The 26857-nt window shown below is 60.7% G+C and carries 26 protein-coding genes and 1 tRNA gene; 9 read left to right on the top strand and 18 right to left on the bottom strand.

Annotated elements, in window-relative coordinates:
- The first annotated feature begins 14 nt into the window (after positions 1–14).
- The 3 genes from ACO06L_RS14735 (at position 15) to ACO06L_RS14725 (ending at position 1376) form a co-directional block, all read left to right on the top strand.
- Positions 15–347 (top strand): ankyrin repeat domain-containing protein, encoded by a 333-nt coding sequence (locus tag ACO06L_RS14735; RefSeq protein ID WP_202346328.1) that lies wholly within the window; start codon positions 15–17, stop codon positions 345–347.
- A 6-nt stretch (positions 348–353) separates the two neighbouring features.
- Positions 354–1097: a spermidine synthase gene (locus tag ACO06L_RS14730; protein ID WP_202346327.1), complete on the top strand. Its 744-nt coding sequence runs from the start codon at positions 354–356 to the stop codon at positions 1095–1097.
- A gap of 102 nt (positions 1098–1199) precedes the next feature.
- Entirely contained in the window at positions 1200–1376 is a 177-nt protein-coding gene (locus ACO06L_RS14725) for a hypothetical protein (protein ID WP_162841252.1), read from the top strand.
- Between the two features lie 28 nt (positions 1377–1404).
- Here the strand turns inward: ACO06L_RS14725 and ACO06L_RS14720 are convergent, their stop codons facing one another.
- Entirely contained in the window at positions 1405–1965 is a 561-nt protein-coding gene (locus ACO06L_RS14720) for a TIGR00730 family Rossman fold protein (protein ID WP_202346325.1), read from the bottom strand.
- Entirely contained in the window at positions 1962–2834 is an 873-nt protein-coding gene (gene yghU / locus ACO06L_RS14715) for a glutathione-dependent disulfide-bond oxidoreductase (protein WP_202346324.1), read from the bottom strand. The genes ACO06L_RS14720 and yghU overlap by 4 nt, the downstream gene beginning before the upstream one ends.
- 109 nt (positions 2835–2943) lie before the next feature.
- Here yghU and ACO06L_RS14710 point away from each other — a divergent pair, with 109 nt between their 5' ends.
- On the top strand, positions 2944–5052 hold the full coding sequence (locus tag ACO06L_RS14710; protein ID WP_202346323.1) for a NosR/NirI family protein: 2109 nt from the start codon (positions 2944–2946) through the stop codon (positions 5050–5052).
- A gap of 26 nt (positions 5053–5078) precedes the next feature.
- On the opposite strand, the gene ACO06L_RS14705 is transcribed toward ACO06L_RS14710, so the two are convergent.
- Positions 5079–5633 (bottom strand): carboxymuconolactone decarboxylase family protein, encoded by a 555-nt coding sequence (locus tag ACO06L_RS14705; RefSeq protein ID WP_202346322.1) that lies wholly within the window; start codon positions 5631–5633, stop codon positions 5079–5081.
- Positions 5634–5750: 117 nt separating this feature from the next.
- On the opposite strand from ACO06L_RS14705, the gene ACO06L_RS14700 reads away from it, so the two are divergent.
- Positions 5751–6356 (top strand): TetR/AcrR family transcriptional regulator, encoded by a 606-nt coding sequence (locus ACO06L_RS14700; protein WP_202346321.1) that lies wholly within the window; start codon positions 5751–5753, stop codon positions 6354–6356.
- A gap of 228 nt (positions 6357–6584) precedes the next feature.
- Positions 6585–7895 carry an NAD(P)/FAD-dependent oxidoreductase gene (locus ACO06L_RS14695; protein WP_202346320.1) on the top strand — a complete coding sequence of 437 codons (1311 nt, stop codon included), beginning with the start codon at positions 6585–6587 and terminating at the stop codon, positions 7893–7895.
- Here the strand turns inward: ACO06L_RS14695 and nuoN are convergent.
- The 14 genes from nuoN to ACO06L_RS14625 form a co-directional block, all read right to left on the bottom strand.
- Complete coding sequence (gene nuoN / locus ACO06L_RS14690) at positions 7858–9318, bottom strand: NADH-quinone oxidoreductase subunit NuoN (RefSeq protein ID WP_413816171.1); 1461 nt, start codon at positions 9316–9318, stop codon at positions 7858–7860. The genes ACO06L_RS14695 and nuoN overlap by 38 nt on opposite strands.
- Positions 9315–10850 (bottom strand): NADH-quinone oxidoreductase subunit M, encoded by a 1536-nt coding sequence (gene nuoM / locus ACO06L_RS14685; protein WP_202346318.1) that lies wholly within the window; start codon positions 10848–10850, stop codon positions 9315–9317. Before nuoM ends, nuoN begins: the two co-directional genes overlap by 4 nt.
- Positions 10847–12721, bottom strand: coding sequence for an NADH-quinone oxidoreductase subunit L (gene nuoL, locus ACO06L_RS14680; RefSeq protein WP_413816170.1), 1875 nt, complete (start codon positions 12719–12721; stop codon positions 10847–10849). The genes nuoM and nuoL overlap by 4 nt, the downstream gene beginning before the upstream one ends.
- The gene (nuoK, locus tag ACO06L_RS14675) at positions 12718–13026 is read right to left on the bottom strand and encodes an NADH-quinone oxidoreductase subunit NuoK (protein WP_202346317.1); all 309 of its coding nucleotides are present in this window, start codon (positions 13024–13026) and stop codon (positions 12718–12720) included. The genes nuoL and nuoK overlap by 4 nt, the downstream gene beginning before the upstream one ends.
- Positions 13026–13544: an NADH-quinone oxidoreductase subunit J gene (gene nuoJ / locus ACO06L_RS14670; RefSeq protein ID WP_202346316.1), complete on the bottom strand. Its 519-nt coding sequence runs from the start codon at positions 13542–13544 to the stop codon at positions 13026–13028. The genes nuoK and nuoJ overlap by 1 nt, the downstream gene beginning before the upstream one ends.
- A gap of 18 nt (positions 13545–13562) precedes the next feature.
- The gene (gene nuoI, locus ACO06L_RS14665) at positions 13563–14132 is read right to left on the bottom strand and encodes an NADH-quinone oxidoreductase subunit NuoI (protein WP_064229350.1); all 570 of its coding nucleotides are present in this window, start codon (positions 14130–14132) and stop codon (positions 13563–13565) included.
- Positions 14133–14145: 13 nt separating this feature from the next.
- Positions 14146–15129 (bottom strand): NADH-quinone oxidoreductase subunit NuoH, encoded by a 984-nt coding sequence (nuoH, locus tag ACO06L_RS14660; RefSeq protein WP_064229351.1) that lies wholly within the window; start codon positions 15127–15129, stop codon positions 14146–14148.
- Positions 15126–17918: an NADH-quinone oxidoreductase subunit NuoG gene (nuoG, locus tag ACO06L_RS14655; protein ID WP_202346315.1), complete on the bottom strand. Its 2793-nt coding sequence runs from the start codon at positions 17916–17918 to the stop codon at positions 15126–15128. The genes nuoH and nuoG overlap by 4 nt, the downstream gene beginning before the upstream one ends.
- A 9-nt stretch (positions 17919–17927) precedes the next feature.
- On the bottom strand, positions 17928–19328 hold the full coding sequence (nuoF, locus tag ACO06L_RS14650; RefSeq protein WP_202346314.1) for an NADH-quinone oxidoreductase subunit NuoF: 1401 nt from the start codon (positions 19326–19328) through the stop codon (positions 17928–17930).
- Positions 19325–19840 (bottom strand): NADH-quinone oxidoreductase subunit NuoE, encoded by a 516-nt coding sequence (gene nuoE / locus ACO06L_RS14645; protein WP_202346313.1) that lies wholly within the window; start codon positions 19838–19840, stop codon positions 19325–19327. Before nuoE ends, nuoF begins: the two co-directional genes overlap by 4 nt.
- Entirely contained in the window at positions 19837–21597 is a 1761-nt protein-coding gene (gene nuoC / locus ACO06L_RS14640) for an NADH-quinone oxidoreductase subunit C/D (protein ID WP_202346312.1), read from the bottom strand. Before nuoC ends, nuoE begins: the two co-directional genes overlap by 4 nt.
- A 49-nt stretch (positions 21598–21646) precedes the next feature.
- On the bottom strand, positions 21647–22324 hold the full coding sequence (locus ACO06L_RS14635) for a NuoB/complex I 20 kDa subunit family protein (RefSeq protein ID WP_202346311.1): 678 nt from the start codon (positions 22322–22324) through the stop codon (positions 21647–21649).
- A 77-nt stretch (positions 22325–22401) separates the two neighbouring features.
- Positions 22402–22812: an NADH-quinone oxidoreductase subunit A gene (gene ndhC / locus ACO06L_RS14630; protein ID WP_064229356.1), complete on the bottom strand. Its 411-nt coding sequence runs from the start codon at positions 22810–22812 to the stop codon at positions 22402–22404.
- Between the two features lie 168 nt (positions 22813–22980).
- Positions 22981–23054: transfer RNA gene (locus tag ACO06L_RS14625), tRNA-Gly, on the bottom strand.
- Between the two features lie 70 nt (positions 23055–23124).
- On the opposite strand from ACO06L_RS14625, the gene ACO06L_RS14620 reads away from it, so the two are divergent.
- From ACO06L_RS14620 to ACO06L_RS14610, 3 genes are all read left to right on the top strand, one after another.
- A complete protein-coding gene (locus tag ACO06L_RS14620) occupies positions 23125–24849 on the top strand; it encodes a potassium/proton antiporter (protein ID WP_064229357.1) in 1725 nt (574 codons plus the stop codon).
- Between the two features lie 107 nt (positions 24850–24956).
- Positions 24957–25520 carry a L,D-transpeptidase family protein gene (locus ACO06L_RS14615; protein ID WP_202346310.1) on the top strand — a complete coding sequence of 188 codons (564 nt, stop codon included), beginning with the start codon at positions 24957–24959 and terminating at the stop codon, positions 25518–25520.
- Between the two features lie 206 nt (positions 25521–25726).
- The gene (locus tag ACO06L_RS14610; RefSeq protein WP_064229359.1) at positions 25727–26008 is read left to right on the top strand and encodes an Lpp/OprI family alanine-zipper lipoprotein; all 282 of its coding nucleotides are present in this window, start codon (positions 25727–25729) and stop codon (positions 26006–26008) included.
- Between the two features lie 41 nt (positions 26009–26049).
- Here ACO06L_RS14610 and ACO06L_RS14605 read toward each other — a convergent pair whose 3' ends face one another.
- Positions 26050–26853 (bottom strand): slipin family protein, encoded by an 804-nt coding sequence (locus ACO06L_RS14605; protein WP_202346309.1) that lies wholly within the window; start codon positions 26851–26853, stop codon positions 26050–26052.
- Positions 26854–26857 lie beyond the last annotated feature (4 nt).

Genomic DNA, 26857 nt, shown 5'->3' with positions numbered 1-26857 from the left:
ACCACGGAGCCCCGATGAGCCAACAGAAGCCCGGCAAGCCGCAACAGCCCGCAAGCCAGAAAGACGAGGATGCAGTTGCCTTCGCCCAGGGCATTTTCGAACTGGCCCGCAACGGCGGTGCAGGGCCTCTCAGCGTGATGCTTGATGCCGGCGTCCCGGTGAACATGCGCACCAGCGAGGGCGAGACCCTGTTGATCCTGGCCAGCAAACACGGCCACGCGGAAACGGTACGTCTGCTGCTGGAAAAACGCGCCGATCGCGATGCGAAGGACAGCCGCGGCAATACCGCACAGTCGCTGGCAAAAACCGACAGCGTACGACGCCTGTTCGAAGAACAAAGCCGGTAAGCCGGCATGTTCAACAAGGGCGAGATTATTCACCACACCCGGGACGCCCTGGGCAGCATCCTGGTGGTCGATTACCGCAAACACCGGGTGCTTACCTTCAATTCGGTGTTCGAGCAGAGCAAGATCGACCGTCGCTACCCCTATCTGCCCGCGCACGAGTACAATCGCGCCATGATGTTGCCGGCGGTATTTGCCAACCCACGCCACGTCACCATTCTGGGCCTGGGCGGCGGCGTGATGGCTAGCGCATTTCACCATCTCTATCCCGAATGCCGGATACACGCCGTCGAACTTCGTCAGGCGGTACTGGATACGGCAAGGGAGTTTTTTGACCTTCCGGATAGTGAGCGCCTGGAGGTGACCATTGCTGATGCCCGGGATGCGCTGGAAAAGCTGTCGGAAGCGAGCACGGACATGATTCTTGCCGATCTGTATAACGCAGACCGGATGAGCCCGGCCCAGGCCCAGAAGCAGTTCGTGGATGAGTGCGCCCGGGTGCTGACCAAAGACGGCTGGCTGGTGCTGAACTACCACCGCACCCCGGATGTCGAAGGAGCCTACTTTCGTAGGCTCAAAAGGCACTTTGCGGTGCTTCTGGGCTTCCGAAGCAAAAGCAACAACACCGTGGTCTATGCCAGCAAACAGCACTTTCAGTCGGTCCATCCCAAAGACCCGGTGTTGGCAGAACTGGAGAACCGGCTGCCAATAGACTGGCGTCGTTTGATGGCTAAAGTCAGCCGGATGGAGTGAGGCGGAAAACCGTCTCAGAGTTGATCTGGGTCCTTGATGATTACCGGGGATGATCCATAGTTACTGGTATGGAATCCACTGCGTTCGAAAGGAGTGCTGACCATGAGTGAGGAAGACTATAAAAAGCTGCATCCGGTACTGAGCGAGGTCACCAAGACCTACGTCGATCTATACACGAACCGGCCCAACGAAAAAAACCGGGAGAAGCTCATCAAGCTTGAAGCCCTGCTGCACGAGAAGCTGGAAGCGATTCAGAAAGCCAAGGAAGAGAAAGAATAAGGCCCGACTGCGCCGGGCCCTGGTCTGATCAGGTCCATTTTTCTCCGGGGCTCTGATAATCCAGGACGGCCCGGTGCAGCGTCTCTGGCTGGTCGGTCCGGATCAGCATGTCGATGTATTGCTGCTTGAGAAACCCGGCCCGCTCCATGGTTTGCGCCATCACCAGCAACGGATCGAAAAATCCGTTGACGTTGTAGATGGCGCAGGGCTTCTGGTGCAACCCTAACTGGCCCCAGGTCCAGGCCTCAAACAGCTCTTCCAGGGTGCCAATCCCGCCTGGCAGCGCAACGAAACCATCGGCCAGATCCGCCATCATGGCCTTGCGCTCGTGCATGTTTTTAACCACGTGCAGCTCGGTAAGGCCGGAGTGGGCCAGCTCACGGTCCCGCAGATGCTCGGGGATCACCCCGTGAACCCGGCCGCCGGCGGCCAATACCGCATCGGCCACGACGCCCATCAGGCCCACATGGCCACCGCCAAACACCAGCTCGATGCCATTGCGACCGAAGTAGTCACCCAGCTCCCGGGCCTTCTCCGCATAAAGCGGATCGTTGCCTGACCGGGAGCCGCAATAGACGGCAACCTTCATTCGCCATCCCCGATCTTGTCCTGGGTCTGGGTCTCGAAATCGCTGGCATCGTGGCGCTCGTGCAGCTGGCTGCTCGGCTCACCCCAGGCCCGGTTGACCATCCGGCCGCGCTTTACTGCCGGACGCTGGGCAATCTCATCAGCCCAGCGAATGACGTTGGTGTAGGTGTGGGCTTCCAGGAACTCGGCTGCATCATACACCTTGTTTTTCACCAGGGCGCCGTACCAGGGCCAGATGGCCATGTCGGCAATGGTGTATTCGTCACCCGCGATGTAGCGGTTATTGGCCAACTGCCGGTCGAGCACATCCAGCTGACGTTTGACTTCCATGGTGTAGCGGTTGATCGGGTACTCGTAGTATTCCGGCGCGTAGGCGTAGAAATGGCCAAAGCCGCCACCGAGCATAGGTGCGCTGCCCATCTGCCAGAACAACCAGTTCATAGTTTCGGCACGCCCTGCGGTGTCCTTGGGCAGGAAAGCGCCAAACTTTTCCGCCAGATAGAGCAGGATGGAGCCGGATTCGAATAGGCGGATAGAAGGGCTGACACTGTGGTCCATCATGGCGGGAATCTTGGAGTTAGGGTTCACCTCCACAAAACCGCTGCCAAACTGGTCGCCCTCGGTAATTTTGACGAGCCAGGCATCGTACTCGGCTTCTTTAATACCCAGTTCCAGCAGCTCCTCCAGCATCACCGTTACCTTGACGCCATTGGGCGTCGCCAGCGAATAAAGCTGCAACGGGTGCTTGCCAACCGGCAGCTCCTTGTCATGGGTCGGACCGGCGATCGGGCGGTTGATACTGGCAAACCGACCCCCACTCTCGGAGTCCCATTTCCAGACTTTGGGTGGCGTGTAGGTAGCGTCGGTCATGGCATTTCTCCTCACAAAGTAGCATTCAGCTGGCTCCGAGGTCGCATTGAGCCCGGGGCCGAAAACTCTAGCATGGAAGATCAAACAAAAAGAACCACAGGAGTACCCCATGGCAGGGCGCATTGTGCTCCTTCTTGCCTGTCTGTTTGTAATGCCCCAGGTTCAGGCCGAGCTGTCAGACAGCAAGCGAGCGCTGATCCAGGAGCTGTTTCCCTCGGCAACGGTCATTGAAGACAAGCTGCCGGACTTCCCGGTGTATCCCGTGTATCAACTCCAGGAACTGCTTGGCTATGCCTACGAAACCATAGACCACAGCCGGCTCCAGGGCTTTGCCGGCAAACCGATCAGTATGCTGATCGGCCTGGATACTAAAGGGCGCTTCACCGGCATCAAGGTGCTGAATCACCACGAGCCGGTGTTTCTGCATGGCCTCGGCGAAGAGCCCCTGTTCGAATTCGTAGACCAATACGAAGGGCATTCGTTACAAGAGCAGATTATTGTCAGCACCTCCAACTCCAGCCGTTCCGGGCGAACCAGTGACGGCAATGTGGTTCACTTTGACGGTGTCAGCAAGGCCACGGTCTCTGTGCTGATCATCAACGACACCGTGCTGTCCTCTGCCCTGAAAGTGGCCCGCCAAAAACTCGAGGGGTTCGCCCAGAGCGCCCCCACACGGGCGAAGCCGGATTTCTACCAGCCGGTGTCCTGGCAGCAGTTGGTCGAGCGCGGTTACATTGGGCACTGGCAGATCGCCAGTGAATCCATCGAAGCCGAACTGGGCCGACCTCTGTCTGACTACCCCATGAACATTGAGCCGGCAGAGGGCGAGCCCTTTACCGAACTGTTCTTCGCCTACATCAATTCGCCCATGGTGGGGCGCAACCTGCTAGGAGACGACGGCTACCAGCGCCTCATGGAACGACTCGACGACGGCGCGCAGGTTCTGGCTGTCATGTCCCGGGGCGCCTTTCCCCATGTTTCCCGCGAGTTCGTGCCTGGCAGTTCTCCCGACCGTGTCGGCCTTTCCCAGAACAACCTGGCCGTGGAAATGCGCGATCTCAACCTGCTCGACCAGAATCTCGAGTTCCGCGCCGCCGGCATGCCCTCGTTCGAGGCCGGTAATCTGTTTCGGGTGGGCGGCAACGCCGGCTTTAACCCGGGGGCGGAGGCCAACCTCAAGCTCAACGTTGAACTGGCCCGTAACCACCTGATGGTGGACCGCACATCCCTGGATATCCCGATTCGGTTCAACGAAGAACTGTTTGAAGCCGTCGAGGTTGCTCCCAACCCCGAGGACACCCGTCAACCGGTCTGGATCGGGCTCTGGAAAGAACGCTGGTGGCAGATTTCCCTGCTGGTAATCGGCCTGACCGTTCTGACCGTGTTCTTCGCCCGCCAGAAAGCCCTGAGCCGCAACCCGAAGCTGGTACACCGGTTCCGCTGGGGATTCCTGTTTTTCACCCTGTTCTTTATCGGCTTCTACGCCCAGGGCCAGCTTTCGGTGGTTAACATCTACACCCTGTTCCTGGCGATTTGGGACGGTTTCTCTCTCAATGTCTTCTTACTGGATCCGATCATCTTTATTCTCTGGGTCTACACATTCATAACCCTGTTCATCTGGGGTCGCGGCCTGTTCTGTGGCTGGCTCTGCCCGTTCGGGGCCCTGCAGGAAGTGGCCGCCTGGCTTGGCCAGAAACTGAAATTCCGCCAGATCAAGGTGTCCGAGCACTGGCACCGGCGCCTGATTCTGCTCAAATATCCGATCCTGCTCGCTCTGGTGGGCACTGCTTTCTACTCCCTGACCATCGCCGAAAAGCTGGCGGAGGTGGAGCCATTCAAAACCAGCATAACCCTGTTTTTGGTTCGCTCCTGGCCATTCGTACTTTACGCCGTCGGCCTGCTGGTAATAGGCATGTTCATCCACAAATTCTACTGCCGCTATCTGTGCCCGTTGGGCGCCGGCCTTGCAGTGCTTGGCCGGTTCAGACTGTTCAGCTGGCTGGACCGGGTCGAGCTCTGCGGCAACCCTTGCCAGCACTGTAAAAACGAATGCGGCATCAATGCCATTCGCAAGGATGGCCGGATTGACTACGACGAGTGCATTCAGTGCCTGGAGTGCGTCGTTATTCTCGAAGATGACACCCGGTGCGTCGACAAACGGCTCGAGACCAAAAAACGGTCAAGACAGGCGCACATACTGGCAACGGACGCGGGCTGACCCGCTCCGTTGCCCCAAAGCCCGGATTACTGTTTTTTCTGCCATTCAAACTTCTTGAACGGCTCGTCAACCGGCGTTTCCGCAATGTGGTTGACGTAATTGCTCATCACTTTCTGGGACAGCACCAGAATCACTTCCAGTACCTGGCGGTGCTGGTATCCGGCTTCATAGAACGCGTCCAGGTCCTCTTTGCTGACATTGCCGTGTTTACGCATGACAGCGAGGGTAAAGGTTCTCAGCGCCTCAAGCTTGTCGCTCGGCAGCGGCGTTTCGTCCCGCAGTGCATTGGTAATGTCGTCGGACACGTCCATCATTTTGGCAATCCCGGTATGGGCAGGGACGCAGTAATGACAAGCGTTTTCCACGTTGATGGTTTGCCAAACCACGGTCTTCTCATCGTTATCAAAGCTGCTGTCCAGCACCAGTTGATGCAGTTGCTGGTAACCCTCAAGGATGCCCGGCGCTTCCGCCATTACCGCGTGCAGGCCCGGGATCATGCCGAAAGCCTTGAGCGAGTTGTCCAGCAGGGGCCTGGATTTCTCCGGTGCCGTGCCTTTGTCGTGCAAGGGAAAATCTGTCATTGCCAACTCCTTTATTGAATGATCACTCAATTACTACTTCAGGCTAACTGTTATTGAGCGGTCATTCAAGATATAATTGAGCGGTCATTCAAATCACGGCAATGGTGAATTGTTGTTATGGCCAGACACGCACGCTATGACCGGAAAACCGCCCTGGAAAAGGCCGTTGGCCTGTTCTGGGAGAAGGGCTATCACGGCAGCTCCATGAAGCAGATCGAGCAGGCCCTCGACATGCGACCGGGCAGTATCTACGCCACCTTCGGCAGCAAGGATGGCCTGTTTTCAGAAGCACTGGCCGCCTATGCGGAACAAGGTGGCCGAGAGCTGGCCATACACCTCAAAGGTTTTGACTCTATTGTTGAAGGTCTCCAGGACTATTTGCGCGGCATCGCCTGCAGTTGCGGGGACGAAAACGCAGCGCCTTCCCGGGCCTGTATGATTGTGAAAACGCTGCTGGAATCCAGCAATACCCACCCCGCCCTGGCGGACCAGGCCAATAGCATTCTCGCTGCCATTGAGCAATCCATTGCAGACCTTGTTGAGCAGGCACGGGTGAATGGAGAGCTGATGCAGTCCGTAGACAGCCGGCGACTTGCCAGGCTTCTCCAGGCGCAGATCATGGGTCTGAGATCCATGGGTGAACGCAATCTGGACCCGCAAATCATGCGCGATCTGGGTGATGACATGGCCGCTATTCTGGACGGGTACCGCACCCAGCACTGAACCTGCCCCTTCCTGAGCCCCGGTGAAAGAGTGCCTGCCGGGGCTGAAGGTACCAGCACTTCCGTAGAATTGTGCCCACAGCCCGGGCCGCGTTAACATTAGCACCCGGCTCAGACCCTGCCTTGTTTCCTTGCCCAACCCCGGCTGCAAGTCTGGTTACCAGTGAGGACAGCCAAGCATTCTCGCCCGAAGAGTGTTTGGCTCTCTTCACTTACAGGTCTGATTGGTATGGAAAACCTTCATCACATTGTTGTGGTCGGCGGTGGCGCCGGCGGTCTCGAACTGGTTACCAGCCTTGGCAACAAACTGGGTAAAAAACGCAAGGCCAGGATCACGCTGGTGGATGCCGGCCTGACCCACGTCTGGAAGCCCCTCTTGCACGAAGTGGCCTCCGGCTCTCTGGATGCCAGCGCCAACGAGATCAACTACCGCGCCCATGCCCGCAAGCACCATTACGAATTCCAGCTGGGCCGTATGAGCGGTCTGGACCGCCAGAACAAACAAGTGGTCATTGCCCCGTTTCACGATGTCGATGGCACAGAAGTGGTTCCCGAGCGGCACATCCAGTACGACACACTGGTGATTGCCGTGGGCAGCACCGCCAACGATTTCGGCACCCCTGGCGCTCAGGACAATTGCCTGTTCCTGGACAGCCTCAAGCAGGCCAGGCGTTTCCACAACCTCATGCTCAATGCCTTTCTGCGCAAGAATCATGAGGCGTTGCAGGGTGCTGAACACACCCTGAATATCAGCATTATCGGAGCCGGTGCCACCGGAGTGGAACTGGCAGCAGAACTGCGGCTGGCGTCCCGGGAGCTGCCGGTATACGGCATGAACCATCTCCAGCCCTCAGACGTTTCGATTACCGTGATTGAGGCCGCCGACCGCATTCTTCCGGCCCTGCCGGGCCGGCTGTCTGCAGCGGCCACACGGGAGCTGGAACACCAGCGGGTGAACGTACTGACCGGCCAGCCAGTCAGTGAGGTACGGCCGAATACGGTTGTGATGAAAGACGGCACCGAATTAGCCTCGGAAATGACCATCTGGGCAGCGGGCATCAAGGCTCCGGCGTTCCTGGCCGAGCTTGAGGGCCTGGAAGTGAACCGGAGCAATCAGCTGGTGGTGGAACAGACCCTGCAAACCACCCAGGATGCGGACATCTTTGCCTTTGGCGACTGCGCCGCTTGCCCGCAGCCGGATTCCGACCGGCCGGTACCACCCCGGGCCCAGGCTGCGCACCAGCAGGCCGACACCCTGTTCAAGACTCTCTGCAACCGCCTGGACAAGGGCGAGGCGGTGCCCTTCGTCTACAACGACCACGGTTCGCTCATCAATTTCAGCCGTTACACCACCGTTGGCAATCTGATGGGCAATCTGTCCGGCCGCAGTATGTACATCGAGGGCAAGGTGGCCCGGCTGTTCTATCTGTCCCTCTATCGGATGCATCAGGTGGCTCTGCACGGCATGTTCCGCACCGGGATCATCTGGCTGATGGACCGGATCAGCCGCGCCATGCATCCGAGACTGAAGCTGCACTGACGCTCAGCCCCTGCACCCAGTCGATCATCGGGGCGGGGTAGATGCCCAGTACCAGAATGACAACCGCCAGGGTGACGAGGGTCATGCCGCCAAGGCGGCTGCCCCAGTCGTTGGTTACATCCCGGCGCCGCATCCCCGGTTCGGGCAGATACAGGGTCACCATCACCCGCAGGTAGTAATACAGACCAATAGCACTGCCGGCGACAACACCGCCCACCAGCCACCACCGGCTGTCGGCGACACCCAACGCAATGACATAGAACTTGCCGATAAATCCGGCGGTCAGGGGAATCCCAGCCAGCGACAGGAAACTGACCGTCATCACCGCCGCCAGGTATGGACGCCGCCAGAACAGGCCGCGATAGAGCGGTAAGCCATCAGCGTCCTCGCCTCCGAACGGGCTGGAGACAAGAGCCACCACGCCGAATGCCGCTAGCGTCGTCACCAGATAGGTCACCAGATAAACCCCGGTGATTTCGACGGCCAGTGCGTTGCCTACGGCGATGGCTACCAGCAGGTAGCCAAAATGGGCAATGGACGAATAGCCCAGTAGACGCTTGAGGTTCGACTGGAACAGCGCCAGCAGATTTCCCCCCAGCATGGTCGCCAGCGCCAGCACCGTGATCACCGTTTGCAACCAGTCACTCTGGAAAACCGGCGCCGCCAGTACCAGCCGCAACAGCACCACGAAGACCGCCAGCTTGCTGACCGTAGCCAGGAAAATCGTGGCCGGCGCCGGGCCACCCTGGTAAACATCCGGCGTCCACAGATGAAACGGCACCACCGACAGTTTGAAACCCAGACCCACCAGCATCAGCGCGCCGCCGGCCAGCATCCAGATATCAGGAGCGCCACCCAGTGCGCCCGCGATCCCCGTCAGATCGAGGTAGCCGGTGCGGGCATAGATCAGCGCCATGCCAAACAGCAGGAAGGCGGTGGCAGCGGCCGACAACAGCAAATACTTGATGCCCGCTTCCAGCGACCGTTCCGCCCGGAAGCTGTAGGCAAGCATGCCGTACAGGGGCATCGACAGCAGTTCCAGGCTGATGAACAGCATGGCCAGGTGGTCGCTTGCCACCAGTCCCAGGGCACCTGCCGTGGCGCACAACAACAAGAGGTAGAATTCCTCCTGCGGACCGATGTAGCCGGTGAGGTAGTGATGACTCAGGATTACAGTAACCAGGGCCGACAGAAGAATCAGCGTCGCAGCCATCAGGGCCAGTCCATCCACTTCCATGAGCGGTGGGGAGCCTGTGGATGCGACCGGTAACATCAGGAGTGCCAATATCAGGCCGGCACCGGCGATCAGGGCCGTAACGGCATGATGGCGTTGCCAGGCAATGACCAGCATGGCAACCACCGCGGTCGTGCCCACGATGATCAATGGCAGCAATGTCAAAAGGTCCGCTGCTGTCAGCATCAGCGCACCTCCCCTGCGGTGGCCGCCAGGCTCTGAACACCACTAGCAAACAGTTCTACCACGCGACCGGACATGCCAGTCGTGGTATCCAGCAATGGTTGCGGGTAAAGCCCGATGAGCAGAACCAGGGCCAACAGGGCCAGCATCATGCCGTACTCACGCCAGTCCGGGCCGGCGAGCGCGCCGTCACGATAAGCGGGCCCGAAATGTACCCGCTGCATCAGGATCAGCGAATAAATGGCGGCCATCACCAACCCCGTACTGGCAATAATCACCACCACCGGCGCGCTCGGGAAGGTGCCGAACAGAATCATGAACTCACCCACGAAATTGGCAGTGGCCGGCATCCCCAGGGACGCAGCGACAAAACACAGCGTAAACCCGGGCAACGTCGGTACCCGGCCCCAGAGCCCACCCATGATGCGCATATCCCGGGTATGGATGCGCTCATAAAGCTGGCCGCTGAGGATAAACAGGCCAGCGGAAGAGAACGCGTGGGCCACCATCAGCACCACCGCACCCTGGATGGCCAGTTCCGAGCCGGAGTAGATGGCGATCAGGACAAAGCCCATGTGGGAGATGCTGGTGTAGGCGATCAGCCGCTTGATGTCCTGCTGACCGCAGGCCAGAACGGCACCGTAAACGATGCCTACCAGCCCGAGCACCATGGCCACCGGGGCGAAGGCAGCAGACTCTTCCGGAAATAATGGCAGTGCAAAACGCAGCATGCCGTAGGCGGCCGTTTTCAACAGTATGCCCGCCAGATCCACACTGCCCGCCGTGGGCGCCTGGGCATGAGCATCGGGCAGCCAGCCGTGGAAAGGCACCACCGGCAGTTTTACCGCAAACGCCACGAAGAAGCCCAGCATCAGCCAGGGAGCGATGGCCTCCGGCACCTCGGTATTGAGCAGAACCTCGTAGCTGAACGAAAGCTCGCCAGTGTTGCCGAAATGGATAAACACCAGCGCCAGGATCGCCACCAGCATCAGCAGGCCACTGGCCTGGGTGTAGATAAAGAAACGCGTGGCGGCCCGAATGCGGGTCTGGCCGGCCGAACCGCTGTGCCCCCAGAGCGCGATCAGGAAGTACATGGGCACCAGCATCATTTCCCAGAACAGGAAGAACAGGAACAGATCCAGGGCCAGGAACACGCCGACCACACCGCCAAGGATCCACAGCAGGTTGAGGTGGAAAAAGCCGATGCGGTGCCCGATTTCATGCCAGGAGCAGAGCACTGCAAGGGCGCCGAGAAAGCCCGTGAGCGCGACCAGAATGAGCGAGAGTCCATCCATGGCCAGATGGATTTCAATGCCGAACCGGGGAATCCAGTCGGCCCGCCATTCCAGCAGCCAGGGCGTGTCCGCTCCCGAGGGCAGGGCAAAATCGCCGGTTACCCAGAGCCAGAGGCTGATCACCAGAACAAACAGCATGGTCCCCAGGGCAATCCAGCGCGGTGCCTGCTCACCCCAGCGATCCGCCTGCCAGCACAGCAGACCACCCAGAAACGGAATCACGATCAACCACACCAGGATCACGCGACACCTCCCGGGCCGATGGCCAGAGCCAGCAGAATCAGGGTTGCCCCCACAATCATGGCCGTGGCGTAGCTCCGAATCCGGCCATTCTGGGCGCGCACCAGACCGCTGTTGAGCAAACGGGCGAGCACTGCCAACAGGTTGATGGTGAGATTGATCAGGTCATGGCGGAGCATGCGCACCAGCAACTGCCACGGCCGAACCAGCAGCCGGTCATACAGCGCATCGAACCCCCAGGCCCGGTGCCAGAGAGTCCAGAGGAAGGCGCCCGGGCCACTGGTGACCTGCTCGCGTAGCCAGTCGCGCCGCTTCACGAACAGCCAGCCCGCCACCGCAAGACCGGCAATCACGGTGCCACTGGCCAGCAGCTGCAACAAGGTATGGCCCGCGTCGGTTCGCTCACCGGGTGCCACCGGGAACAGGCCGCCAAGGTGGGGATAGAGCATGGCGCCCACAAAGGTGGACAGCACCGCCAGCACCGCCAGGGGCAGGTGGTGGGTCAGCAGATGGCTGCCCGGTTCCGCGTTCCGGGCCTTGTCGCTGCCGCAGTCGCCGTGGAAAGTGCCGAGAATCAGTCGAACCGTATACAGGCAGGTCAGGAACGCGCCCAGGAGCCCCGCCAGAAGAAGCCCCTGCTGGTCTGCCGCCATGGCCTGCCAGAGAATCTCGTCCTTGCTGTAAAACCCCGCCGTTACCAGCGGCAGGGCCACCAGCGCAGAACCGCCCACCAGGAAACCGGCATAGGCCACAGGCAGGCGCTTTCTGAGCCCCCCGAGATTCGCCATGTCCTGCTCGTGATGGCAACTGGTAATCACCGCACCGGCCGACAGGAACAGCAGCGCCTTGAAAAACGCGTGGGTGACCAGGTGAAAAATGGCGGCATCGAAGGCGCCGACCCCGAGGGCCAGGAACATGTAACCAATCTGGCTCATGGTGGAGTAGGCCAGCACCCGCTTGATATCGGTCTGGGCCAGGGCCGCGAACGCCGCCAGGAGCAACGAGACGGCACCGATCACCCCGACCAGCCACAAGACGTCCGGCGCAAGCAGGAAGACACCGTTGAGCCGGGCAATCAGGTAAACCCCGGCCGTGACCATGGTAGCGGCGTGGATCAGCGCCGAGACCGGCGTCGGCCCCGCCATGGCGTCCGGCAGCCAGGTGTGCAGCGGCACCTGGGCGGATTTACCGAGGGCTCCGCCCAGTACCAGCAAGGCAACGAGGGTTGCCGTGGGGTCGCCCACTGACCAGACCTCGGCGGCCCGGACCATCACCTGCTGGATATCCAGGGTGCCAAGGTCCCGGAAGATCAGGAACAGCCCCAGAGCCAGGAACACGTCGCCGATGCGCGTGACCAAAAAGGCCTTGAACGCTGCCCGGCCGTTGGCACTGTCCTGGTAGTAGTAGCCGATCAGCAGATAACTGCACAGACCAACCCCTTCCCAGCCAAGGAACAGCAGCAGCAGGTTGTCCCCGAGTACCAGGATGAGCATGCTGAATACGAACAGGTTCATCCAGGCGAAGAATCGGGTAACGCCGGCCTCACCGCCCATGTACCAGACCGCAAACAGATGGATGAAGAAACCGACGCCGGTAATCACGGCCATCATCACCAGGGCCAGGGCATCCACCGCCAGACCGATCGTTGGCTGGAATGCGCCAACCTGGATCCAGGTCCAGAGCGTGAAATGAACGGCACCATCGCCGCCCGCATAAAGCGCAATGGCCCAGGCCGTCGCCAGGGCAGCGAGGCCGACACTGGCAACGCCGATGACCGCGCCGACCTTGGGCCCCAGGCGACCGCCGGAAAGGGCCAGCACCAGGGTGCCCACCAGCGGCATGACAAACGACAGAGTAACCGCCAGCTCCATCATCCGCGCATCCTGCTGACCAGATCGAGATTAAGGGACCTGGCCCGCTGAAAGAGCTGAATCATCAGCGCCAGGCCCACGGCCGCTTCGGCGGCTGCCAGGGTGATCACCAGCAGGAACATGGCCTGGCCATCGGGCTGGTTCCAGGCCGTGGCGCCGACCACGAACGCCAGTGCCGCTGCGTTCAGCATCACCTCAAGACTCATGAGTACAAACAACATGTTACGGCGCAGCATCAGGCCCACCAGGCCCAGCACAAACAGGACGGCAGCCAGAATCAGGCCGTGCTCCATGGGGATACCCGCCATCAGGGCCGCCTCCTTTGCCGCAACGGATTCCACCGACGCCCCACATGGGAGGCAGTTACCAGCGCCCCCAGCAACAAAAGGCCCGCCAGTTCCACTACCATCAGCCAGGGCCCGAAGAGAGTCAGCCCTACCGCCCGCGCGGTCAGCAGTTCGCCATCAATGACCCTGGCCATTTCGCCCCCGGCAATCAGGTGGAAAAGCACGCCCAGCAGCACCAGGGCAAGAGCCGAGGGGCCCAGCCAGTGCCTGGGATGGCGCCAGCCTGCGTCGTCGCTGTCCTGGTCCGGGCCGAGGTTGAGCATCATCACCACAAACACGAACAGGACCATGATGGCACCAGCGTAGACGATGATTTCCAGCGCGCCGGCAAAGGGCGCCCCGAGGGCGAAGAACACCAGGGCAACGGCAATCAGCGAGACGATCAGATACACCACGGCATGCACCGGATTGCTGCCGGTAATCACACCGACCGTCGCCAGTACCGCCACCAGGCCACTCAGATAAAACGCCAGTTCCATGGGTCTTTACCTCCCGCTTTATGGCAACAGGGAACGCACGTCCACAGGCTCCTCTTCGTTCAGAGCCTGGCCCTTGTCCTTGCCGCCGATGGCCATGCCGGCCACCTTGTAGAAGTGGTAATCGTGATCCTTGCCCGGGCCGTTGATCAGCAGGTCCTCTTTCTCATAGACCAGCTGCTGCCGGTCGTACTCGCCCATCTCGAAGTCCGGCGTCAGCTGGATCGCCGAGGTGGGACAGGCCTCCTCACACATGCCGCAGAAAATGCAGCGGGAAAAGTTGATCCGGAAGAACTCCGGGTACCAGCGCCCGTCTTCCTGCTCGCCCTTCTGCAGGGAAATGCAGTCGACCGGGCAGGCCACCGCGCACAGGTTGCAGGCCACGCAGCGTTCTTCGCCGTCCGGATCCCGGGTCAGCACGATGCGGCCCCGGTAACGGGGCGGCAGGTAGACCGCCTCTTCCGGGTAGTTGACCGTCTCCCGCTTGCGGAAACTGTGCATGAACACCATGCCGAGGGTTCGCAGCTGGCTCCATGTCGCCGGCACCAGCCAGAGCACGGACTTTATGAACGGGACCTTTTCCTTCTCCATAACGGGGTCCTCCTCAGCCTTCCGGGGCAACCAGCAGTACCACCGCGCCGGTTGCCAGCAGATTGATCAGGGTCAGGGGCAGGCATACCTTCCAGCCAAAGTTCATCACCCGGTCATAGCGGGGTCTGGGCAGGGAGGCCCGCAGCAGGATGAACAACAGCAGGAAGAAGCCGGTCTTGATCGCAAACCAGAGCACCGGCGGCAACCAGGGGCCGTGCCAGCCACCAAAGAACAGGGTGACGATCAGCGCAGACACCAGAACCATGCCCACGTACTCGCCAATGAAAAACAGCCCGAACTTCATGCCCGAGTATTCAATATGATAACCGTCCGCCAGCTCCTGCTCCGCCTCCGGCTGGTCAAAGGGGTGGCGGTGGGTGACTGCGATACCGGCAATCAGGAAGGTACAGAAGCCAAAGAACTGGGGCACGACGAACCACAAGCCTTCCTGGGCGGCGACGATCTCCCGCATGTTGAAGGAACCTGCCAGGGCGACCACGCCCATCAGTGACAGCCCCATGAATACCTCATAGGAAACCGTCTGGGCGGACGAGCGCATGGCCCCCAGCAGCGCGTATTTGTTGCCACTGGCCCAGCCCCCCAGCAGCACCGCGTAGACATTGATGCCTGCCATGGCCAGGAAAAACAGCAATCCGATGTGCAGGTCCGCAATGCCCCACCCGGGTGTAATCGGAATCACGATGAAAGAGAGCAGCAGGGAGGCAAAGGCAATCACCGGCGCCAACAGGAACAGTGGCCGGTCGGCGAACGGCGGAATCCAGTCTTCCTTGAAGAAGATCTTGATCATGTCCGCTACCAGCTGAAGGGTGCCGAACGGCCCGACCCGGTTGGGACCATAGCGGTCCTGCCAGAGCCCCAGCAGGCGACGCTCGACAATGGTCAGGGCAGCGCCCAGAAGCACCGCGCCCAGCAGAATCACCAGGGCCTGGAACATGGCCCAGAGAATGGTCTGCCATTCCGGTGTCAGCCAGCTCATGGACGCACCTCCTCGCCGGGCGTCGGCGTGGAACCCGGCCCCGCGGTCAGCGTGACCGGACCATCAGCGATACCCATCGGAACACTGCCGGCCGGCAGGCCCACCAGCCCCCGGGGCCAGTCCGCCTGGACACGGGCCGGCAGCGTCACGCAAGCCTGCTCGCCAGTGACAGTGACCAGCCCGCCCAGCTCGGCCCCCAGTGAAGTGGCGTCGGCTTCCGAAAGCAGCAGCACCGGTGTCTCCATCCGCCGGCGAATGGGCTCTGCCAGGGCCGAGGTTTCCTCGCCGCCGAAGAGGCGGGGCAGAACGATGGCGCGGTAATCGGTGTCCGACGGCTGAAAGGCCGCCGGGATATCATGCTCGTAGTGATACTGGCCGGGCCGGGGATTAAGTATCCGGATACCCGGGTCGCCCCCGCGCAAATGGCCACCAACTTCATCGGTGAATTTGTTCCAGGCCTGGGGCGAATTCCAGCCTGGCGCCCAGGCAAAGGGCACCTGCTGATGAGGATGCCGGAAACCGCTGTACCCCTCCATGGAAAAGGCCAGTGCGGTGTCCGGATCCTGGGGTACCCGTGGCTCGCTGACACTCTGGTCGGCACGCATGGACGTCCGGCCGCTGTATCGATGGGGTTCCCGGGCCAGCCGCAGACCCTCGATGCGGAAACCGGCATCAGGGGCGGCCGCGGTAATCAATGCAAGATCCGCGCAGGCCCGGCTGCAGGCCAAGGTTACCTGGTCGAGGGTGATGTCCCCCGGTATCTCGCCGTTCAGTTTGGCCGAGAGACCGTGCAGCCAACGCCAGCTTTCGTGAATCCGGGCTTCCGGGCGAAGATAGCCCGGCTCAAATACCTGGAAGAAGCGCTGGGCCCGCCCCTCCAGATTGACCAGAGTGCCATCACCCTCGGCAAAGCTGGCTGCCGGCAGCGAGAAGGTTGCGCGGTTCAGCGTGGGCGTGCGCTGATGGTCCAGCACCACCAGCGCTTCCACCCTCGCCAGGGCCGCGTCCACCGGGGCTTCCGGCAGGCGCTGATAAAGGTCATTTTCCAGAATCACCGCCGCATCGGCGCTTCCGTCTACAAGCTGGTCGAGCGCCCACTCCAGGGGCTGACCGCCCAGCAATGCCAGACCGGTGCTGTTCACTTCCCGGCGAACAAACAGCAGCCCGCCCCGTTTGGCGCGTCGGGCCAATGCCCGGGCAATGTTGCCGGCAGCCCGGATGATGGCCGGGGAATTCAGCGCCCCACCGCTGACCACCAGCGGCCGTTCAGCGGCCAGCAATGCGCGGGCAATCTCGGAGGCCCGGGACCGCAGCGTCGCGTCGAGATCGGGCACGTCCGGGGCGGTCGGATCGATGGCGTGGGCCACCGCAAATCCGAGCCGGGCGATGTCCTCAGGGGCAAGCGCCAGACGGCTCCGGGCAAGGGTGTCCAGCTCGGTTTCAGCCGGATAGGCAATAAACAGCGGCTGGCGATGATCCTGGGCCAGGGTTTTCATGGCATCGGCATGCCAGCGGGGAATACCCAGCCTGGCCGCGTACTCCGCCGGCGGCGAGGTAATCGCCTGACGAATGGAAAGACCAAGCCGCGCTGCGCTTTCCATGGGGTCTTCGCCAAGCAGGAGCACGGCATCGTGCCCTTCCAGGTCTCGCAGGGTGGGCGCTGACAGCCCGCAACTGCGGCCCTGTTCATCCATCAGGTCGAGGCAGGTCTGCTCGTTCTCATTGATGCCGGTGGAAAAGTTGGCCTCACCCACCAATTCCCGGAGCTGATGATTGCTTTCCAGGCTGGCCCGGGGCGAACCTATGCCGATGACCCGCCGGGCGTGGCGCAGAGTCTCCGTTATCCGGGCCAGGGCCGTATCCACCCCGAGCTGCTCCGGCTCCTGCGCCGGTTCACGCTTCTGTTCACCCCCCTGTTCACACTCCTTGCCCGACCGGAACTCAGGTACTCTGGGCCGATCCTGCCGGTTTACATAGCCATAGCCGAAACGGCCCAGATCACACAGGAAAAACCCGTTTACCTCACCGTGGTAGCGGTTCTCGATCCGCCGGATTTCGCCGTAGCGTTCGCCCGGGCTTATGTTGCACCCCACCGCGCACTGGTGGCAGATGCCCGGCGCGAACTGCAGGTCCCACTTGCGGGTGTAATGATCGGAGTGGCTCTGGTCGGTGAAGACACCGGTCGGGCAGACTTCGGTCAGGTTGCCGGCGAAGCGACTTTCCAGGGTGCCTTCCTGGTGCCGTCCGAAGTAGACATTGTCCTTGGAACCGAAGGCCCCCAGGTCAGTCCCGCCTGCGTAGTCATTGTAAAAGCGCACACAGCGGTAACAGGTGATACAGCGGTTCATCTCGTGGGCTATGAAAGGGCCCAGGTACTGGTTGCGACGGGTGCGCTTGCGGAACCGGTAACGGCGGCGATCGTGGCCGGTCATCACGGTCATGTCCTGCAGGTGGCAGTGGCCGCCTTCCTCGCACACCGGGCAGTCGTGGGGGTGGTTGATCATCAGCCACTCCACCACGCTGGCCCGGAAGGCGCGGGCTTCTTCATCCTCAATATCAATGCGGGTGCCATCGGCGGCCGGCGTCATGCATGACATCACCAGCATGCCCCTGTCGTCCTCGCTGTCCTTGTACTGGCGCACGGCACACTGGCGGCAGGCACCGACACTGCCCATGGCCGGATGCCAGCAGAAATAAGGGATATCCAGGCCCAGGGACAGGCAGGCCTGAAGCAGGTTGTCTGCCCCGTTCACCTCGTAGCTCTGGCCGTCCACGTGGATGGTTGCCATGGTGCCAGTTTACTCCCTGTTCGCCGCCAGTGATCGTTTCATACTCCCCCCCGCCGGTATCGGATCGGCATGGGCCTTCCCCCTCGGATAGCGCACGCCCTGCTCAAATTCACGCCGGAAATGCCGGAGCGCGGTCTGAAGGGGCATGGCCGCGCCGGGCGCATGGGCGCAGAAGGTGAGGCCCGGGCCGCAGTCGGCCGCCAGCTTGTCCAGCAGCTCCACATCGCCGGCTTCACCCTCGCCCCGCTCCAGGGCCAGCAACAGCTTCACTGTCCAGGGCAGTCCATCCCGGCAGGGCGTGCACCAGCCGCAGGACTCGCGGGCAAAGAACTCTTCCAGGTTGCGCATCAGCGCGACCATGCTCTGATCCTCGGTCACCACCGTAATCAGGCCGGTACCCAGGCGGCTGCCTTCCTTGCCCACAGTGTCGAAATCCAGGGGCAGATCCAGGTGTTCCGGCAAAAGGAAGCCGGTACTGGCGCCCCCGGGCAGCCAGGCCTTCAGCTTCCTGCCCTCTCGCAGGCCGCCGGCCAGTTCCAGCAGCTCCCGGCCGGTGGTGCCGATGGGCAATTCCCAGAGTCCGGGGCGGTTCACCAGCCCGGAGGCGCCGTAGAGTTTGGTTCCGCCGTCATCGGTGCGATCCCCGGACAACCCCTGATACCACTCCGCGCCACGAAGCATCACGGCCGGCACGTTGCACAGGGTTTCCACGTTGTTCACAACCGTGGGTTTACCCCAGGCCCCGGACTGGCCGGGAAACGGAGGCTTGGCCCGGGGATTGGCCCGGTGGCCTTCCAGCGAGTTGAGCAGGGCGGTTTCCTCGCCACAGATGTAGCGCCCGGCCCCGGTGTGCAGGGCAATATCAAAATCGAAGCTGCTGCCGGCAATGTCCGGGCCAAGCCAGCCGGCTTCCCGGGCTTCGGCAAGGGCCGCGGTGAGAACCCTGGCCGACTCGACGTACTCTCCGCGCAAGAAGATGTAGCCGTATCGGGCGTTGTTGGCGAAGGCCGCCAGGATCATGCCCTCAATCAACAGATGAGGTTGCTGCTCCATGAGCAGGCGATCCTTGAAGGTACCCGGCTCCATCTCATCGGCATTGCAGACGATGTAGCCCCGGGGAATGTCGTCCCCCTGCAAGGTGAGGCTCCATTTCAGGCCGGCGGAGAAGCCCGCACCACCGCGACCCCGAACATTGGCCTCCTTCATGGCGGCGATGACAGCGCCGGGATCGTGTCCGTTCAGAACCTGAGAGACTGCCCGATAGCCTTCTTTCGATTCGTACTCTTTCAGGCCCACCACCTGACCATCATCCCGCAGTCGCCAGGTCAGCGGATGGGTGTCCGGCGACCGATCGGCACCCGGTTGCAGCAGACGGCTTCTGTACAGTGGGGACTGGCGCTGGCTGTTCACGGGTAACCCTCCAGAATGTCCGCCAGATCCTCTTCATCCACGGGGCCATAGACATCGTCGCCGATCATCATGGCTGGCCCGCCATCGCAGGCGCCCAGGCAGCAAACCGGCAGCAGGGTGAAGCGGCCGTCGGGCGTGGTCTGGCCCAGGCCAATACCGAGCCTGTCCGTCAGCTTCTCCCGCAGCTGGTCGGAACCGGTCAGGAAACAGGAGCTGCTGTCACACACCAGGATGACATGACGCCCAACCGGCTGCCGGAAGATCAGGCTGTAAAAGGTGGCCACGCCTTCGACACTGGCCGGCCCCACGCCCAACACCCGGGCAATGGCAGGAATCGCATCATCAGGGACCCAACCATGGCGACGCTGGACGATCTTCAACGCTTCAATGCACGCGGCCTGGGGCTGCTCGTAGTGGCTGGCCTCCGCGCGCATGGCGGCTTCGTCCTCCGGATGGAGCCGGAAGCCGTCGGTGGTGATGGTCTGTAGTGTCGGTGTCGTTTCCATCGTCATCGGTCCACGTCGGCCATTACGAAATCGATGCTGCCCAGGTGGGCGATCAGGTCCGGCACGAAGCCGCCGCGCATCACGCTGGGAATCTGCTGAAGGTGAGGGAAACTGGGTGTCCGGATCCGGGTCCGGTAACTCATGGTGTTGCCATCACTGGTCAGGTAGTAACTGTTGATGCCCTTGGTGGCTTCCACCATTTGCATCGACTCCTGGGGTTTGAGCACCGGCCCCCAGGACACCTGCAGAAAGTGGGTGATCAGGGTTTCAATGTGTTCCAGCATCCGTTCACGGGGTGGCGGTGTGGTCAGCGGGTGGTCCGCCTTATAGTCCCCGGCCGGCATGTGATCCACGCATTGCTGGATAATCCGAAGGCTCTGGCGCATTTCCTCGATACGGAGCTGGCCCCGGTCGAAGACATCACCGCGGTCACCCAGGGGCACCTCGAATTCGAAGTTGTCGTAACCGGAATAGGGGCGCTGTTTGCGCAGATCGAAATTGCACCCGGTGGCCCGCAGATTCGGGCCGGTGACACCCCAGGCCAGCGCCTGGACGGTATCAAAGGCGGCCACGTTGCGGGTCCTGTCCCGAACCAGAGCGTTTTCCATCATGGCCCGCTCGTATTCCCGCAGACGGGGGGGCATCCAGTCGAGGAATTCCTGCACCAGTTTCTCCCAGCCCTGGGGCAGATCCTGCATCACACCGCCGATACGGTACCAGGCCGGATGCATTCGGAAGCCGGTGATTCCCTCAATCACCTTGTAGCCACGCTGACGGTCGCTGAAGGTGTAGAACACCGGCGTCATGGCACCCAGGTCCTGCAGGTAGGTCCCGAGAAACAGCAGGTGGCTGTTAATGCGGAACATTTCCGCCATCATCACCCGAATCGTCTTCACCCGGTCCGGCACCTCGATGCCGGCCAGCTTTTCGGCCGCCAGCACATAGGGCAGGTTATTCATCACCCCGCCCGTGTAATCAATGCGGTCGGTGTAGGGGATGAAGCTGTGCCAGGACTGGCGCTCGGCCATTTTCTCCGCACCCCGGTGGTGATAGCCGATATCCGGGACGCAGTCGATAATTTCCTCACCATCCAGTTGCAGCACAATACGGAAGGCACCATGGGCGGAGGGGTGGTTGGGACCAAGATTCAGGAACATGAACTCCGCGCCGTCCCGCTCTCTGGCCATGCCCCAGGCTTCGGGTACGAACTGGAGGGCGTCCTGCTCGGTCTCCTGGCCCTCCAACGTGAGCGTGTAGGGGTCGAATTCCGTTGCCCGGGCGGGGTAATCCTTGCGCAGGGGGTGTCCCGTCCAGGTGGGCGGCATCAGAATGCGTTCAAGATGCGGGTGGCAGGAAAAGCTGATGCCGAACATGTCCCAGACTTCCCGCTCATACCAGTTGGCCGCCGGAAACACCCCGGTAGCGGTGGGGACGCTCAGGTCTTCCTCGGCCAGAGCGACTTTGAGCATGATGTCCCGATTGCGGTTAATGGACATCAGCTGATAGAAAACGGTGAAATCCGAATCCGGCAAGCCCTGACGATTGCCACGCAGCCGCTCATCTGTCGCCGACAAGTCGTACAAAAGATCGTAAGGCGCACCCAGTTGCTTGAGGTAACCCAGAATATCGGTCAGTGCCGCACGCAGCACCCAGAGCACAGGCATGCCGGTACGGGTCTGCTGGCAGCACAGCACAGCCTCGCCGAAGTCCCGTTGCAGGGCTTCGACCAGCTCAATATCGACATTATCTGCGCTACTGCTCATGCTCGTGGTTTGACTCCTGACAATCAGTTGTAAACGACGGCAAGCAACTTTAAAGCTTGTCTGGGCTCCTCAATTCCGTGGCCTGGATTCGCTGATCCCGCCATTTCTCTCTCTGCGAGGGCATCTCGGCCCGGTAAACGCCCTGGTCACCCACCACCCAGGACAATGGCCGGCGTTCCTCCTGGATGGAGTCCTGCAACAGCTGCAAACCCTGCAAAAAGGCCTCCGGACGGGGTGGACAGCCGGGCACATACACATCAACCGGCAGGAATTTATCCACCCCCTGGACCACCGAGTAGATGTCGTACATACCGCCGGAGTTGGCACAGGACCCCATGGATATCACCCATTTCGGCTCCAGCATCTGGTCGTAAAGCTGCTGGATCACCGGCGCCATCTTGATGAAGCAGGTGCCGGCAATCACCATGAAATCTGCCTGCCTGGGGGAGGCCCGGATTACCTCTGAGCCGAACCTGGCAATATCGTGGGGCGCGGTAAAGGCGGTGGTCATTTCCACATAGCAACAGGACAGCCCGAAGTTGTAGGGCCAGAGGGAATTTTTGCGACCCCAGTTGACCGCGGAATTCAGCACCTCGCTCAGTTTGCCGGTAAAAACGTTGCGTTCGAGCTGCTGTTTAACCGGGTCCTCGACCCTCTGACGCCGATCAACCGGATAACGGGTATTGCCTTCCGCAGGACCCTCGGCCCTGGTCAGGGTATAGGCCATGAAAACCTCCCTTTCTGGTCACACAACCCCATTTCTCTCCCGATTCCGCAGAATCCGGAGACCCGGAGAGTGTGCTTCTATGCGCCGCGCTTGCGTGCCGGGCTTTGGTCGGGCGCCCAGTCAAGGGCGCCAGTTCGACTGTCGTAAACGAGCCCGGCAAGCAGGACGAAGATGAATACAGCGGCTCCCCAGAAACCCGTCCAGCCAACATCCGGGATGACGATGGCCCAGGCAAAGAGAAAAACCGCTTCAATGTCGAAGATGACAAACAGCATTGCCACCAGGTAGAACTGAACGGAAAACCGCTGGCGGGCACTGCCGGCGCCGACGATGCCCGATTCGAAGGGAAGAGATTTGCTGATACCGCGACTGCGGCCACCCAAAAGACTGGACGCGCCCACCATGAAGGCGCATAGGCCCGCTACCGCCAGGATGAAAAAGCCGGTAGCCCAGTATTCGGCAATGCCATTTGCCGCACTTTCAGCCATGCAGTTTCCCCTCGACAGCACACAGCTGCCGTATTGGATACCTGTATTAAAAGCTAGCAACGGGCCCGGGATTGCGCAAACCGAACCGCGGAATCAACGGTTAAACGCGCAAACGTATGATGCAAAAGATATTACGGATGAAGCAGGGGAGTATGAGAAGATAAGAATTGGAGCGGGTGAAGGGAATCGAACCCTCGTATGCAGCTTGGGAAGCTGCCGTTCTACCATTGAACTACACCCGCAAAAAAATGATCGCGACAGCAATATAAGCGGTCAGCCCGGCAATGGGCAAGCATTCTGTCTGGAGCAACAATGGACCCCACCCTGACCCTGATTGGCGCCCTGATGCTGGTCATCAGTATCGTGCTCAGCCCGCTTTCCAGCCGGGTGGGCATGCCTGTGCTGCTTATCTTCCTCGTCGTGGGCATGATGATGGGTGAGGATGGGCCAGGTGGTATCCAGTTCGACGATTTCGAGCTGGCCTTTTTGATCGCCAACCTGGCTCTGGGCGTGATCCTGCTGGACGGTGGCATGCGTACCCGGGCGGAAACCTTCCGAGTGGGCCTGAAACCCGCGCTGATACTGGCCACTCTTGGTGTTGCAATGACCGCCGCTGGTGCCGCGGTTGTCGCATGGTGGGTGTTCGACCTGCACTGGCTCACCGCTTTGTTGATCGGCGCCATCATCTCATCCACCGATGCCGCCGCCGTGTTTTCCCTGCTTCAGGGCCGCGGCCTGCACCTGAACGAACGGGTCAGTGCCACCCTGGAGATCGAATCCGGCAGTAACGACCCCATGGCGATTTTCCTGACCCTCATGCTGGTCACGCTGATTGGTAACGACGGCGACCACGCGGGCTGGGCCGCCCTTTCCATGCTGGTGCAACAATTTGGCATCGGCGCGGTTGCCGGCATCATCGGCGGTTTTGCCGTGGTGGAGTTGGCCAATCGTATCCGCCTGACGCCATCCCTGTACCCTTTGCTGGTGGCGGCTGCAGGCATTTCGGTGTTTTCCGCCACCAACGCCCTTGGCGGCAGCGGATTTCTGGCCATTTACCTGACCGGAGTGGTGATCGGTAACCGTCATGTCCGGATGATGCCGATGATCCTTCAAGTCCACGATGGCCTGGCCTGGCTGGCCCAGTTGTGCCTGTTCCTGATGCTGGGGCTACTGGTAACCCCGTCGGATCTGATTCCGCTGGCTGGCGGAGGGCTGATACTGGCCCTTGCCCTGATCTTCATCATCCGTCCGCTTACGGTCATGCTTACCTTATGGCCGTTTGCCTTCAACCGTCGCGAGTTGGGTTTTATCAGTTGGGTCGGCCTCAGGGGCGCGGTGCCGATCGTACTGGCCCTGTTCCCGATCATCGCGGACTTGCCGGAAGCGCAACTGGTCTTCCACGCGGCTTTCTTTATCGTCCTGGTCTCTCTCCTGGTTCAGGGCACCACCATGACACCCCTGGCCCGGAAACTTCGTCTGGAAGTCCCTGCCGGCGAAGACCCCTATCGGAGGCTGCCCCTGGATGCCCCGGCTGCAGGCGACCACGAATTGATGCTGTTCCCGCTCCGGGGCGAAAGCTGGGAAACCCCGCGCCGGCTGGGGCAGCTGCGTTTTCCGGAGAACACCGCTGTGGCCGGCGTATTCCGCAACCGGGTCTGTTTACAGCCGAAAGCCGATCTGGAGGTGTCCAGTGGGGATATGGTTGCCATGTTCGCGACCCCCAGTGTATTGCCGGAACTGGGCAAGGCGCTTAGCGGCCGGCACGCACCCAAGTACCTTGCCGAGCGGGCATTCTTTGGTGATTTCGTGCTCAACGGCGATGCCTTGCTTGGCGATGTCGAGCAGGTTTACGGCATTGAGTTTGACGACCTGCCCCCGGAACTCTCCCTGGCCGAGTGCTTTGCAAAACGCACCAAGGGGCACCCGGTTGTCGGTGACGTGGTCACCCTTGGGCCGGTAACACTGGTTGCCAGGGCCACCAGCGCCGACAAGGTCACCAAGGTGGGCTTGAAGATGGACAGTTCACAAAATGTCTGAAGAGCGAACCAGATAGCCAAAAAAGTTAACAAAACCCCTTAACAGATCCCTTGCGGGCTATGGTATAAAACGCCTGTACAAAGATTAATCATTGGTAAGTTAAGGACATGAGCATTTTCCGCGCCCTGCTATCCACTCTCGCCCTGCTCTGCCTGGCAGTTGCTCCGAGCACTTTCGCCACCGAGCTGCTGGCCAAGGCCGACACCCGAATGCCGGCTGCCACCATGTATAAGCCCGCGGATATTCAGAGTGTCAGCAAGGTGGTCGTTCGCAAGGGAGAGCGCCGCCTGTACCTGATGGACGGTGAGGACGTGGTTCGCAGCTACCGGATTTCCCTGGGCGACAACCCGGAAGGTCACAAGCTGTATGAAGGCGACGAGCGCACCCCCGAAGGCGACTACACCCTGGACTGGCGCAATGCCGAAAGCGATTTCTACAAGTCCATCCACATTTCCTATCCCAGCGAGCGGGACCGTGAGCTGGCGTCGGCGTGGGGCCTGGACCCCGGTGGCAGCATCATGATTCATGGCCTGCCCAATAACGTGGGCGACATGGCCTTTGCCTATACCGGTCTGGACTGGACCGATGGCTGCATTGCCGTAACCAACGACGAGATGGATGAAATCTGGCAGCTGGTGTCCAACGGAACCCCTATCAGCATTCATCCCTGAGTCAAATCTGACAGCAGTATTAAGTTGTTGTCATATGCTTAGCAAATTTACGTATCTCCAGTTAACATTCCCGCTTACAGTGTTTTACACTGTTTAACGACTCCGGTAGTCATTGCCTGACAAACGTTGCTGCGCAGGTTGACAGGAAGTCGTCTATACTGACTTTCGGATCACAGGAAATAACTCGACCAATAAGGGGATTTACAATGCGTAAACTGACGATCGCCGGGATTGCACTGGCTACAGCTCTGACTGCAGGTTGTGCCACTACTGACCAGGGCGCCATCGACGAAGCGAATGCAACCGCCAGCTCTGCTGAGCGCACTGCTGAAAATGCACTGAACACCGCTAACAGCGCTGCCAGCTCTGCACGTACTGCCCAGCAGACTGCAGAAGAAGCTCTGGCCGCTGCTCGTGCAGCCCAGAAAGCTGCCGACGAAGCAAACGAGCGTGCCAAGCGTATGCTCGAGCGTGCCAGCCAGAAATAAGGCTGAGACGTAACAGAAAGGCCGGCATTGCCGGCCTTTTTTTATGCCCCGGGCTCGGGCTTTTCCGGTTCGGGTTTGTCCGGCGTAAAGGGCTTGTTTTCCTTCAGGAACGTGGTCATCAACTCCATTGGCAGCGGGAATACAATGGTGGATGAGTTGGTATTGCTCATATCCGCCAGGGTCTGCAGGTAACGCAACTGCATGGAACCAGAGTTGGTAGACATGACATCCGCCGCTTCCACCAGTTTCTTGGACGCCTGCAATTCGCCCTCGGCGTGGATGACCTTGGCACGACGCTCGCGCTCAGCCTCGGCCTGGCGGGCAATGGCACGAATCATCGATTCGTTGAGATCCACGTGCTTGATTTCCACGTTGGCCACCTTGATGCCCCATTCCTCGGTCTGGGCATCGATGATCTCCTGGATATCCGAATTCAGCTTGTCCCGCTCCGACAGCATTTCATCGAGATCATGCTTGCCTAGCACCGACCGCAGCGTGGTCTGAGCCAGTTGGCTGGTGGCGGAATTGAAATCCTCCACCCGGATAATCGCCCGCTCGGGATCCACCACACGGAAGTACAGTACGGCATTCACCCGTACCGTCACGTTATCCCGGGAAATGACGTCCTGGCTCGGCACGTCCAGGGTGATTACCCGCAGGTCCACCCGCACCATCTGCTGAATGCCTGGAATAACAATGATCAGGCCCGGGCCTTTAACCCCCTGGAAACGCCCGAGAAAGAACACAACGCCACGCTCGTACTCCGGCAGGATCTTGATGGCCGAAGCGAGAATCAGCAGTAACACCACCGTGGGTGCCAGATAGGGAATCAGATCGCCAATCATACGG

The sequence above is a fragment of the Marinobacter sp. genome, assembly GCF_965229985.1.
GTDB lineage: Bacteria > Pseudomonadota > Gammaproteobacteria > Pseudomonadales > Oleiphilaceae > Marinobacter.
The sequence above is the reverse complement of the archived record's forward strand: the minus strand, read 5'-3'. Positions and strand labels throughout refer to the sequence as shown.

Coding starts and splice junctions, on each gene's coding strand:
- ACO06L_RS14735 (WP_202346328.1), top strand. CDS start 15: ATGAGCCAACAGAAGCCCGGCAAGCCGCAACAGCCCGCAAGCCAGAAA.
- ACO06L_RS14730 (WP_202346327.1), top strand. CDS start 354: ATGTTCAACAAGGGCGAGATTATTCACCACACCCGGGACGCCCTGGGC.
- ACO06L_RS14725 (WP_162841252.1), top strand. CDS start 1,200: ATGAGTGAGGAAGACTATAAAAAGCTGCATCCGGTACTGAGCGAGGTC.
- ACO06L_RS14720 (WP_202346325.1), bottom strand. CDS start 1,965: ATGAAGGTTGCCGTCTATTGCGGCTCCCGGTCAGGCAACGATCCGCTT.
- yghU (WP_202346324.1), bottom strand. CDS start 2,834: ATGACCGACGCTACCTACACGCCACCCAAAGTCTGGAAATGGGACTCC.
- ACO06L_RS14710 (WP_202346323.1), top strand. CDS start 2,944: ATGGCAGGGCGCATTGTGCTCCTTCTTGCCTGTCTGTTTGTAATGCCC.
- ACO06L_RS14705 (WP_202346322.1), bottom strand. CDS start 5,633: ATGACAGATTTTCCCTTGCACGACAAAGGCACGGCACCGGAGAAATCC.
- ACO06L_RS14700 (WP_202346321.1), top strand. CDS start 5,751: ATGGCCAGACACGCACGCTATGACCGGAAAACCGCCCTGGAAAAGGCC.
- ACO06L_RS14695 (WP_202346320.1), top strand. CDS start 6,585: ATGGAAAACCTTCATCACATTGTTGTGGTCGGCGGTGGCGCCGGCGGT.
- nuoL (WP_413816170.1), bottom strand. CDS start 12,721: ATGATGGAGCTGGCGGTTACTCTGTCGTTTGTCATGCCGCTGGTGGGC.
- nuoK (WP_202346317.1), bottom strand. CDS start 13,026: ATGGCGGGTATCCCCATGGAGCACGGCCTGATTCTGGCTGCCGTCCTG.
- nuoJ (WP_202346316.1), bottom strand. CDS start 13,544: ATGGAACTGGCGTTTTATCTGAGTGGCCTGGTGGCGGTACTGGCGACG.
- nuoI (WP_064229350.1), bottom strand. CDS start 14,132: ATGGAGAAGGAAAAGGTCCCGTTCATAAAGTCCGTGCTCTGGCTGGTG.
- nuoH (WP_064229351.1), bottom strand. CDS start 15,129: ATGAGCTGGCTGACACCGGAATGGCAGACCATTCTCTGGGCCATGTTC.
- nuoG (WP_202346315.1), bottom strand. CDS start 17,918: ATGGCAACCATCCACGTGGACGGCCAGAGCTACGAGGTGAACGGGGCA.
- nuoE (WP_202346313.1), bottom strand. CDS start 19,840: ATGACGATGGAAACGACACCGACACTACAGACCATCACCACCGACGGC.
- nuoC (WP_202346312.1), bottom strand. CDS start 21,597: ATGAGCAGTAGCGCAGATAATGTCGATATTGAGCTGGTCGAAGCCCTG.
- ACO06L_RS14635 (WP_202346311.1), bottom strand. CDS start 22,324: ATGGCCTATACCCTGACCAGGGCCGAGGGTCCTGCGGAAGGCAATACC.
- ndhC (WP_064229356.1), bottom strand. CDS start 22,812: ATGGCTGAAAGTGCGGCAAATGGCATTGCCGAATACTGGGCTACCGGC.
- ACO06L_RS14620 (WP_064229357.1), top strand. CDS start 23,125: ATGGACCCCACCCTGACCCTGATTGGCGCCCTGATGCTGGTCATCAGT.
- ACO06L_RS14615 (WP_202346310.1), top strand. CDS start 24,957: ATGAGCATTTTCCGCGCCCTGCTATCCACTCTCGCCCTGCTCTGCCTG.
- ACO06L_RS14610 (WP_064229359.1), top strand. CDS start 25,727: ATGCGTAAACTGACGATCGCCGGGATTGCACTGGCTACAGCTCTGACT.
- ACO06L_RS14605 (WP_202346309.1), bottom strand. CDS start 26,853: ATGATTGGCGATCTGATTCCCTATCTGGCACCCACGGTGGTGTTACTG.